This window comes from Stenotrophomonas sp. FR010 (assembly GCF_047520755.2).
GTDB classification, from domain to species: Bacteria; Pseudomonadota; Gammaproteobacteria; order Xanthomonadales; family Xanthomonadaceae; genus Stenotrophomonas; species Stenotrophomonas sepilia.
In genome coordinates this window covers 105,293-115,738 of sequence record NZ_JAXBQT020000010.1, presented here as the reverse complement: position 1 = coordinate 115,738, position 10,446 = coordinate 105,293, and the positions used below count along the sequence as shown (strand labels likewise).

Annotated in this window: 11 protein-coding genes; 9 read left to right on the top strand and 2 right to left on the bottom strand. The window is 67.9% G+C overall.

What is annotated here, in order from left to right; genetic code table 11:
• Together ACM0PK_RS11215 and def are read right to left on the bottom strand one after the other, a co-directional pair.
• On the bottom strand, positions 1-71 hold a 71-nt coding region (locus ACM0PK_RS11215; RefSeq protein ID WP_495498528.1), incomplete at its 3' end, for a hypothetical protein.
• Positions 72-191: 120 nt separating this feature from the next.
• Positions 192-704 (bottom strand): peptide deformylase, encoded by a 513-nt coding sequence (def, locus tag ACM0PK_RS11210; RefSeq protein WP_005419619.1) that lies wholly within the window; start codon positions 702-704, stop codon positions 192-194.
• Positions 705-830: 126 nt separating this feature from the next.
• Here def and ACM0PK_RS11205 point away from each other — a divergent pair, with 126 nt between their 5' ends.
• From ACM0PK_RS11205 to ACM0PK_RS11165, 9 genes are all read left to right on the top strand, one after another.
• Positions 831-1,961: a LysM peptidoglycan-binding domain-containing protein gene (locus tag ACM0PK_RS11205; protein WP_072167258.1), complete on the top strand. Its 1,131-nt coding sequence runs from the start codon at positions 831-833 to the stop codon at positions 1,959-1,961.
• 110 nt (positions 1,962-2,071) lie between these two features.
• Complete coding sequence (gene dprA, locus ACM0PK_RS11200; protein ID WP_180868915.1) at positions 2,072-3,199, top strand: DNA-processing protein DprA; 1,128 nt, start codon at positions 2,072-2,074, stop codon at positions 3,197-3,199.
• A gap of 43 nt (positions 3,200-3,242) precedes the next feature.
• On the top strand, positions 3,243-3,716 hold the full coding sequence (locus ACM0PK_RS11195) for a DUF494 family protein (RefSeq protein WP_005419622.1): 474 nt from the start codon (positions 3,243-3,245) through the stop codon (positions 3,714-3,716).
• A 39-nt stretch (positions 3,717-3,755) separates the two neighbouring features.
• Positions 3,756-4,514: a pilin gene (locus ACM0PK_RS11190; protein WP_111200423.1), complete on the top strand. Its 759-nt coding sequence runs from the start codon at positions 3,756-3,758 to the stop codon at positions 4,512-4,514.
• Positions 4,515-4,563: 49 nt separating this feature from the next.
• Complete coding sequence (locus tag ACM0PK_RS11185; protein WP_111200424.1) at positions 4,564-5,493, top strand: RDD family protein; 930 nt, start codon at positions 4,564-4,566, stop codon at positions 5,491-5,493.
• Between the two features lie 193 nt (positions 5,494-5,686).
• Positions 5,687-8,170 (top strand): DNA topoisomerase I, encoded by a 2,484-nt coding sequence (locus ACM0PK_RS11180; protein ID WP_111175351.1) that lies wholly within the window; start codon positions 5,687-5,689, stop codon positions 8,168-8,170.
• 131 nt (positions 8,171-8,301) lie between these two features.
• Positions 8,302-8,892 (top strand): L-threonylcarbamoyladenylate synthase type 1 TsaC, encoded by a 591-nt coding sequence (gene tsaC, locus ACM0PK_RS11175; protein ID WP_005419629.1) that lies wholly within the window; start codon positions 8,302-8,304, stop codon positions 8,890-8,892.
• A 43-nt stretch (positions 8,893-8,935) separates the two neighbouring features.
• Complete coding sequence (locus tag ACM0PK_RS11170) at positions 8,936-9,625, top strand: DUF4124 domain-containing protein (RefSeq protein ID WP_188240578.1); 690 nt, start codon at positions 8,936-8,938, stop codon at positions 9,623-9,625.
• A gap of 34 nt (positions 9,626-9,659) precedes the next feature.
• The gene (locus ACM0PK_RS11165; RefSeq protein WP_414608077.1) at positions 9,660-10,370 is read left to right on the top strand and encodes a hypothetical protein; all 711 of its coding nucleotides are present in this window, start codon (positions 9,660-9,662) and stop codon (positions 10,368-10,370) included.
• Positions 10,371-10,446: the final 76 nt, after the last annotated feature.

Genomic DNA, 10,446 nt, shown 5'->3' with positions numbered 1-10,446 from the left:
GGGGGGGGGCCCCCCGCGCCGCCCCGCGACGACACCGCGAATTCCGGCGTACCGGCAAAGACAATCCTCATGGCTACCCCACTTGCAGGATGGATTCGTGCAGGAAAGAAAACGGCGCCGTCGGCCGGCGCCGTGCAGCCCGCGCGCGTCGCGCAGGCACGGGCCACCCGAAGGGCGGCCCGGATGGGCGATCACGCCACGTGCTTGCGCTGCTTGGCCAGCTTCTTGCGGACCATCTCGCGCTTGAGCGGCGACAGGTAGTCGATGAACAGCTTGCCGTCCAGGTGGTCCATCTCGTGCTGGATGCAGGTGGCCAGTACTTCACCCGCCTCCAGCTGCTGTTCCTGGCCGTTGCGGTCCAGGTACTTCACGGTGATGGTGTCGGCGCGGGTGACGTCGGCGAAGATGCCCGGGACCGACAGGCAGCCCTCCTGGTACACCCGGCCCCCGTCCCTGGCGACAATTTCCGGGTTGATGAACACATGCGGTTCATTCTTTTCTTCGCTGACATCGATGACCATGAAGCGCTTGTGCACGTCCACCTGGGTGGCCGCCAGGCCGATGCCCGGGGCGTCGTACATGGTCTGGAACATGTTGTCGATCAGTTCCTGGAAGGCCGGCGTGGTGACTTCGGCGGCGTCGATCAACGCAGCCTTGGTACGCAGGCGCGGATCGGGGAACTCGAGAATGGGGAGAAGGGCCATGGCTGTTTCCGGATAGGGGGCCGGCACGCCGGCATACGTCGCAGATTCTAGCTCCAACGCTTGCCTTGCGCCCCGGTTTCTGGACTATAGTGCGTGGACCTGTTGGGGAATCAGGGCTTCACACCTATGTTGCTTCGTTTTCGTACGGTCGTCGCCGCGGCGATGCTGACCGTGGCTGCCTATGCTACCGCCGTGGAAGTGAATGGCGGGCACCCGGACACCTATGTGGTCCGAAAAGGGGATACGTTGTGGGATATCGCCGCACGTTTCCTGCAGAAGCCTTGGCTGTGGCCGGAGATCTGGCAAGCCAATCCGCAGATCGCCAACCCGCACCTGATCTATCCAGGTGACGTGCTGAGCCTGGCCTACCTGGACCGGGTGACCGTGTCCCAGGCCGGCCCGCGCCAGGAGGCCCCGATCGACGCCATTCCGCTGGCCCAGGTCGAGCCGTTCTTGAAGCAGCTGAGCGTTGTCGACAGCATCAAGCAGCTGCCCTACGTGGTCGGCCTGGAGGACAGCCGCCTGCGCGTGTCCGGCGGTGACACCGTCTACGTGCGCCTGGCCGATGCCCAGGTGGGCCAGCGCTGGGCCGTGGTACGCCCGACCGTGCGGTACGCCCAGCCCAAGCCGACCGAAGACCTGACCGCCAATGGCGACGTGACCCCGGGCAGCGGCAACCTGTGGAAGGCCTACAACGCGCCCAACGCCCGCCGTGGCGTGCTCGGCTACGAGCTGGCCCAGGTCGCTACCGGCACCATCACCCAGATTGCCGGCGGCAAGGTCGAGGCCTCCACGCTGGTGCTGGACAAGAACGACGGCGGCCGCGAAGTGCGCGCCGGTGACCGCCTGGTGCCGGTCGAAGCCAAGCCGTACGACCTGCAGTTCATCCCTCATGTACCCGCTGCCGGTGTCGAGGGTGTGGACGTGCGCGTGCTGGCCGTCACCGACATGTTCAACGCCGGTGGCCCGCGCGACGTGATCGCGATCTCGGCCGGCCGTGCCCAGGGCGTGGACAACGGTACCGTGTTCTCGCTGTGGCGCCCGGGCCGCCATGTGGCGCACCGCATGAAGTACCCGGGCTCCTCGCGCATGGACGACTCGCTCAGCACCGGCGCGGGCCGGGTCTCGCTGCCGGACGAGTATGCCGCGCACGCGATGGTGTTCCGTACCTTCGACAACGTCAGCTACGCGCTGGTGATGCAGGGCGTGAAGCCGGTACAGGTGGGTTACAACGCGCTGCACCCGGACGCAAAGTAACCGTTGCCGGGCCTGCCGGTTGCTGCCCGGCAGGCGTCTGCGGGAAAACCTGACGATCACGTGCGAAGGCGCCCTAGGGCGCCTTTGTTGCGTGCGGCCGATAGTGGGGGATGACCACGCATGCATATGAGGCGCTGCTGCGCCTGTTGATGGCGGGAGGCGCACTGGCGCCACGACGGGCCCTGCTGCAGGCCGCGGGCGGTGCGCAAGCCGCCATCGCGCAAGGCCCGGCGAACTGGCGCGCGCACGGCTGCACGCCGGAGCAATGCGCCGCGCTGGAACGTCCCGACGCCCGGGCTTGTGCATCCGCCCTGCGCTGGCTGGAACAGGACAACCATCACCTGCTGCCCTGCACCGATCCGGCCTTTCCACCCTCGTTGCTGGAGGTGCCCAACCCGCCGCTGGCGCTGTTCGTCGCCGGAGACCCCAGCCTGGCTTGGCGCCCGTCGGTGGCGCTGGTCGGCAGTCGTTCCCCCACCCCGGGCGGGCGCGCACTGGCCGCGCGTTTTGCCGGCTGTTTCGTCGAGGCGGGCCTGGCGGTGACCAGCGGCCTGGCCGCAGGCATCGATGCGGCTGCGCACCAGGCCACGCTGGAGGCCGGTGGCTGCACCGTGGCGGTGATCGGCACGGGCCCTGACCGCGCCTATCCGGACAGCCACGCCCGGCTGCAGGCGCGCATCGCCGCCGAGGGCGTGGTGCTCAGTGAGTACCTGCCGGGTACGGCGGCCCGCCCAGGCCACTTCCCCGCGCGCAACCGGCTGGTAGCCGGGCTGGCGCTGGCAACCGTGGTGGTCGAGGCCGCGCAGCGTTCGGGAGCGCTGATCACCGCGCGCCTGGCCGCCGAGGCAGGCCGCGAGGTCTGTGCCCTGCCCGGATCGGTGCTCAACCCGCGCGCGGCGGGCTGCCACCGCCTGATCCGCGAGGGCGCGGCGCTGGTCGAGCGCCCCGAGGAGGTTCTGGAACTGCTCGCCCCCGCCCTTCGCCAGCAGCTGCCGGGCTTGCAATCGCGGCTGGCCACCCCCACTGAACAGGCACTGCCGGCCCTCCTGCCGGCGCGCTGGGCCGACGACCCTGACTACCAGTGCTTGTGGCGAGCCCTGGACCACAACCCAAGCGGTATGGATTCACTGATCACGCGCTGTGGATTGACGGCGTCCCAGGTGTCCTCCATGCTGCTGGCCATGGAACTGGCGGGAATCGTGGTGTGCGTACACGGCCGCTACTGTCGAACTCCCTAGTTTCTTCACCTCCACAGCGTCGCGCGACGCAGGCCGAGGGGCAATGAAAGAGAGCATCCTGGATGTACTGCTGTACCTGTTTGAACACTATTTCAGCGAAGATGCGGACCTGATCCGTGACCGCGATTCGCTGCAGAACGGCCTGATCCAGGCCGGTTTCAGCCCCACCGAGATCAACAAGGCGTTCGACTGGCTCGATGCCCTGGCCGCCCAGCGGCCGAGCGTGGCCCAGGCGCGGGTCGACGGCCCCGTGCGCATCTACCATGGCCCCGAGCTGGACAAGCTGGATGTGGAATGCCGCGGCTTCCTGCTGTACCTGGAACAGCACGGCATCCTCGACGCCGACCAGCGCGAGCTGGTGCTGGACCGGGCGATGGCCCTGGACCAGGACGAACTGGACCTGGACGACCTGAAATGGGTCGTGCTGATGGTGCTGTTCAACCAGCCCGGCTCCGAAGCGGCCTATGCCTGGATGGAGACGCAGATGTTCATGGACGAGCCAGAACCCCTTCACTGACCGTACACTTGGGGGCATAGCGCATTCAGGAGCGTCCCCGTGAGCGAGTGGTTCCATGCAGAAGGCAACCGGCAGCAAGGCCCGCTGCCGGCGGAACAGTTGGTCGAGTTGTTCCGAAACAACCAGATCTCCCTGGACACCCTGGTCTGGCGCGACGGCCTGCCGCAATGGCAGCCGTTGCGTACCGTTGTCGACGAGCTGGGCCTGATCGTGCCGGCACTGGACGTTGCTGCGCCGGCCCAGCAACCCGAGCCGGAACCGGAACCGGTGCCCCCTCCTCCGCCGCAGCCGCCTGTGCTGCCGCCGTCCACGCCCTATGCCACCCAAGCGGCGGCCGGGGTCCTGCCGCCGCCGAAGAAGAAGCTCTCCGGTTGCGCCCTGACCGCGATCATCGGCGGCGGCCTGCTGCTGGTACTGGTACCGATCCTGGCCATCCTCGCGGCGATCGCGCTGCCCGCATACAACGACTACACCGTGCGTGCCAGGATCGCGACCGCGGTCAATGCCCTGCAGCCGCTGAAACAGCAGGTGCAGCACTTCGCCGACGATGAAGGCCGCTGCCCCGGCGCCAACGATGCCGGTTTCCCGGCCCCGGGTGACTTCACCCAGGCCGGCCTGTCGGCGGTGAACATCGGCCGCTTCAACAACGGCCACTGTGGCATCGAAGCAACACTGGCCGTGCCCGGCAAGAGCCTCGATGGCGACCTGCTGTGGCTGGAATATGATCGCGACAGTGGCCGCTGGGAATGCAGCGGTGAAAGCGACGACAAGTACCTGCCGACGTCATGCCGCGGCTGAGCCACGCGCACGGCAGCACCTCCAAGGACGATCCAACAGGGAACATGCAATGACTGAGTGGTACTACGCCGTAGGACAGCAACGCCAGGGCCCGCTGTCGGTCCAGGAGATCCGCCAGCGCTTCCAGCGCGGCGAACTGAACCTGGACACCCTGGTCTGGCGCGAAGGCATGGCCCAGTGGGCTGCACTGCGCCAGATGGTCGATGAACTGGGCCTGCAGACGCTGGCCGACGCCAGCACCGCCACTGCCAGTGGCGGCTTCGACCTGCGCAGCGACTACGCCGCCATCGACAACGGCACTGCGCCGCTGCCTGGCACGGGCGCGCTCAGCAGCTCGCCCTACAACGCCCCGGCCGCCACCGCTGCCGGTGGCGCGCGGCCGGTGATCGGCGGCGAGGTGGTCTACGCCGGCTTCTGGAAGCGCGTCGCGGCCTACATGATCGACTACTTCGTGCTGGCCGTACCGGGCGGCATCATCGGCGCCATCATCGGCGTGGTGCTTGGCGCCAGCATGGGCGCGGTGGGCAGTGGCGAAACCTCCATCGAAATCGTCGCGCAGCTGGCCAGCGCGCTGATCAACATGGCCATCGGCGTGGCCTACTACACCTGGTTCCATTCCTCGCAGGGCGGCGCCACGCTGGGCAAGATGGCGGTCGGCATCAAGGTCGTGCGCAGCAACGGTGACCGCCTGACCCGGGGCCGCGCCTTCGGTCGCTACTGGGCCATGCTGCTGAGCAGCTTCACCCTGGGCATCGGCTTCCTGATGGCCGCCTTCACCGAGCGCAAGCAGGGCCTGCACGACATGATCTGCGACACCCTGGTGGTCGACCGCTGGGCCTATACCGACCAGCCGCAGCTGCAGCGCCATGAGCTGGGTACGGTCACCATCGTGATCCTGGTACTGACCGGCCTGCTGACGGTGGCGGGCCTGGTGCTGCTGGTGGCTGCGGTCGGCTTCATCGCCAAGATGGCCTCATGAACGGCCATCCTCACGTCTGGCTGCTTGACAGGGGCTGGCCGGGCGTGATTCCTCTAATAAGGTGAAACCTGAACGCCCGGCACACTACCGGGCGTTCAGCGTATTGATTCGTCCGTGGCCGCTTCACTAATGCGGCCGTTTGCTCCACCCTAGCGGCCCCTTCCCTGCGGCTCGCCCCACAGACACTGCTGCCATGCCCAAGCACCTGCTCATCGTCGAATCGCCGGCCAAGGCCAAGACGATCAACAAATACCTCGGCAAGGACTACACCGTCCTGGCCTCGTATGGGCATGTGCGTGACCTGATTCCGAAGGAAGGCGCGGTCGACCCGGACAACGGGTTCGCCATGCACTACGACGTGATCGACAAGAACGAAAAGCATGTCGATGCGATCGCCAAGGCCGCCAAGGGCGCCGACGACATCCTGCTGGCAACCGACCCGGATCGCGAGGGTGAAGCGATCAGCTGGCATATCGCCGAGATCCTGAAGGAGCGCGGGCTGGTCAAGGACAAGCCGATGCAGCGCGTGGTGTTCACCGAGATCACCCCGCGCGCCATCAAGGAAGCGATCAGCCAGCCGCGTGCGATCGCCAGCGACCTCGTCGACGCCCAGCAGGCCCGCCGCGCGCTGGACTACCTGGTCGGCTTCAACCTGTCGCCGGTGCTCTGGCGCAAGGTGCAGCGCGGCCTGTCCGCCGGCCGCGTGCAGAGCCCGGCGCTGCGCATGATCGTCGAGCGCGAGGAAGAGATCGAAGCCTTCATCGCCCGCGAGTACTGGTCGATCGCTGCCGAGTGCGCGCACCCGTCCCAGCACTTCAATGCCAAGCTGGTCAAGCTGGACGGGCAGAAGTTCGAGCAGTTCACCGTCACCGATGGCGACACCGCTGAAGCGGCGCGCATGCGCATCCAGCAGGCCGCGCAGGGCTCGCTGCACGTTACCGACGTCGCCAGCAAGGAGCGCAAGCGCCGCCCGGCGCCGCCGTTCACCACCTCCACCCTGCAGCAGGAAGCCTCGCGCAAGCTCGGCTTCACCACCCGCAAGACCATGCAGGTGGCGCAGAAGCTGTATGAGGGCGTGGCCATCGGCGACGAAGGCACCGTCGGCCTGATTTCGTACATGCGTACCGACTCGGTGAACCTGTCGCAGGACGCGCTGGCGGAAATCCGCGACGTGATCGCCCGCGACTACGGCATCGCCTCGCTGCCGGACCAGCCCAACACCTACCAGACCAAGTCGAAGAACGCCCAGGAAGCGCACGAAGCGGTGCGCCCGACCTCGGCCCTGCGCACGCCGTCGCAGGTCGCCCGCTTCCTGACCGACGACGAGCGGCGCCTGTACGAGCTGATCTGGAAGCGTGCGGTGGCCTGCCAGATGATCCCGGCCACGCTCAACACCGTCAGCGTCGACCTGTCGGCCGGCAGCGAACACGTGTTCCGCGCCAGCGGCACCACCGTGGTCGTGCCCGGCTTCCTGGCCGTGTACGAGGAAGGCAAGGACAACAAGAGCGCCGAGGACGAAGATGAGGGCCGCAAGCTGCCCGCGATGAAGCCGGGCGACCGCATCCCGCTGGAACGCATCCTGGCCGAACAGCATTTCACCCAGCCACCGCCGCGCTACACCGAAGCGGCGCTGGTGAAGGCGCTGGAAGAGTACGGCATCGGCCGTCCCTCGACCTACGCTTCGATCATCCAGACCCTGCTGTTCCGCAAGTATGTGGAAATGGAAGGCCGCAGCTTCCGCCCGTCCGACGTGGGCCGCGCGGTGTCCAAGTTCCTGTCCAGCCACTTCACCCAGTACGTGGATTACGACTTCACCGCCAGGCTTGAGGACGAGCTCGATGCCGTCTCGCGCGGTGAGGAAGAATGGATCCCGCTGATGGCCCGTTTCTGGGAGCCGTTCAAGGAACTGGTCGAAGACAAGAAGGAATCGGTCGACCGCGCCGAGGCCAGTGGCGCGCGCGAGCTCGGCACCGACCCCAAGACCGGCAAGCCGGTCAGCGTGCGGCTGGGTCGTTTCGGGCCGTATGCCGCCATCGGCAGCACCGCCGAGGACGCCGAGGAAAAGCCGAAGTTCGCCTCGTTGCGCCCCGGCCAGTCGATGCACACCATCTCGTTGGAAGACGCGCTGGAACTGTTCCTGATGCCGCGCGCGCTGGGCGAGGACAATGGTGAGCCGGTCAGCGTCGGCATCGGCCGCTTCGGCCCGTTCGCCAAGCGCGGCAGCACCTACGCCTCGCTGAAGAAGGAAGATGACCCGTACACCATCGACCTGGCCCGCGCCGTATTCCTGATCGAAGAGAAGGAAGAGATCGCGCGCAACCGGATCATCAAGGAGTTCGAGGGCAGCGACATCCAGGTGCTGAACGGCCGCTTCGGCCCGTACATCAGCGATGGAAAGATGAACGGCAAGATCCCCAAGGATCGCGAGCCGGCCTCGCTGACCCTGGCCGAAGTGCAACAGCTGATGGAAGAAACCGGCAAGCCGGTGCGCAAGGGCTTCGGCGCCAAGAAAGCCGCCGCGAAGAAGGCGCCGGCCAAGAAGGCTGCAGTGAAGAAGGAAGCAGCGCCGAAGAAGGCAGCGGCCAGGAAAGCGCCGGCCAAGAAGGCGGTGAAGAAAGCTGCCGCAAAGAAGGCACCGGCGAAGAAGGCCGTCAAGAAGACCGCCGCAAAGAAGTAGATTCACGCCATGCGCGGATGAGGGGCAGTGCCGGCCGCTGGCCGGCAACACCTGGAAGCGTCGGATGCCGGCCAGCGGCCGGCACTACCGAGTGGGTGCGTTCCACCCCTTCTGCACGCAGCGGGGGGATAATGGAGGCCCACGCCGGGCCGGTCGCCGTCATGAAAGAACTCACCCTGAACTCTGCTGTCGCCACGCTCCGCGCCGGTGGCGTGATTGCCTATCCGACCGAGGCGGTCTGGGGCCTGGGCTGCGATCCGTCACATGAAGCCGCGGTGCACGCGGTGCTGCGGCTGAAGCAGCGCCCGATCGAAAAGGGCATGATCCTGGTCGCCGCCGAACTGTCGCAGCTGGAGGGCTGGGTCCGCCTGCAGGCATTGCCCGACGCCCGCCAGCGCGCGGTGCTGGCCAGCTGGCCGGGCGCCAACACCTGGATCCTGCCGGCCGGTCCGCACGCGCAGCCCTGGGTCACCGGCGAACACAGCGGTATCGCGGTGCGCATCAGCGCCCACCCGCTGGTCGCCGCCCTGTGCCGCGCCTGGGGTGGCCCGCTGGTCTCCACCAGCGCCAACCTGGCCGGTGAACCACCGGCCCGCAGCCGTGCCGAGCTCGATCCGCGCCTGCTGCGCCTGCTCGATGGCCTCCTCGACGGCGAGACCGGCGGCCTGGCCCAGCCAACCCCGATCCGCGACGCGCTCAGCGGCAACGTGCTGCGCTCCTGAACCGACGATTGCACTGCCGCGGACAATCACGCACCCTGCCGCCATGAACCTGCTGCGCACCGCCCTGGGCCTGTGCCTGTTGCTGCCATGGACCGCACCCGCCGCCGAGGACGTGCGCGTGTACCGCTGTGTCGCCAGCAACGGCGCCGTGGCCCTGCAGGACAAGCCATGCAGCAGTGGCCGGCAGGAAGTGCGTGACCTGCAGCGCCCGCGCGACCCGGCCCCCCGGGTGGTGCGCAGCGACGCGGCACCCGCCCGGCCGGACGAGGTTCCGGTGATGCGTGATCGTGAGGTCCGCCACGTCTACCTCCAGCCACCACAACCGTTGTACGAGTGCGTAAGCGACGACGGTCGCCGCTACACCAGCGACAACAACGAGGGCAATCCGCGCTGGGTGCCGTTGTGGACCAGCGTCTGGCTCCCGCATGGGCACCACGGCCCGGTCCATCCCGGCCCACGCCCCGCCTTCGGCACGCCGGTCGCCCCCCCCATCGGTGAAGGAACCGGCTACCGGCCGCCAGCGGTGGGTGTCGGTGTGCAGGTTCCGGCCGGCAGCGTGCTGGTCCGCGACAGCTGCCATGCGCTGCCGCCACAGGAAGTCTGCGCGCGCCTGCGCGACCGCCGCTGGGAACTGGACCGCCGCTACAACAGCGCGCTGCAGAGTGAACGCACCGCCATCAGCAACGAACAGCGTGGCATCGACGCGCGCCTGTCGCGCGACTGCGAACGCTGAGCGCAGCACCTGCCGTGGCATGTACCCTGTGCGCATGAAGAACCTGATCTGGCTGGCCCTGGGCCTGTTCGCCGGCAACGCAGTGGCCGACGACGGGATGATCTACCGCTGCACCTCCAGCAACAGCGATGTGCCCACCCTGCAACGTACGCCCTGCCCTGCCGGCAGCAAGCAGCAGGTGGTGCGGATTCCGGCCGCTGCCAGTGCGTCGCCCACGCCGGCCCCTGTGCCGTCGCCACCCGAACCGGCGGCGGCGGGTATGCCGCCGGCTTCCGCGCCCAGCCCCCGCCGCCCCGGCGAAGGACGCACGATCATGGAAGCCGGCATGGTCGAACGCGAAGGCGGCGATCTGATACTCGACAGTGCATCGCTGCCACGCCAGGCCGATGCCGCGCCGGACAGCAATGCGCCGCCGAAGCCGCCGCTGCCGCCCATCTTCCAGTGCACCGACAGCCAGGGCGGTGGCTACCTGCACGAATACGAGGCTGCCCCCGGCCGCTGCGAACTGATGACCGTGCAGGGCCTGGGCGGCGCCACACCGGTCAACGCTGCAGGCTGCGAAGTGGTGCGCGACCGCTGCGAAGAACTGCCGGACGCGCAGCGCTGCAGCAGCTGGCAGCAACGCTTCCGCGACGCACGTGGCCGCGAGCGGTTCGCCTCGCCGGAGAACCGCGACAAGGCCCGGGGCGAACGCGAACGGTTGCAGGGCGTGCTGGAGGCCAGCAACTGCCCGGTACCGGGGTGACTGCCATGCGGTAGTGCCGGCCGCTGGCCGGCAACTGCAATCACCTGAAGATCCCGTGGTTGCCGGCCAGCGGCCG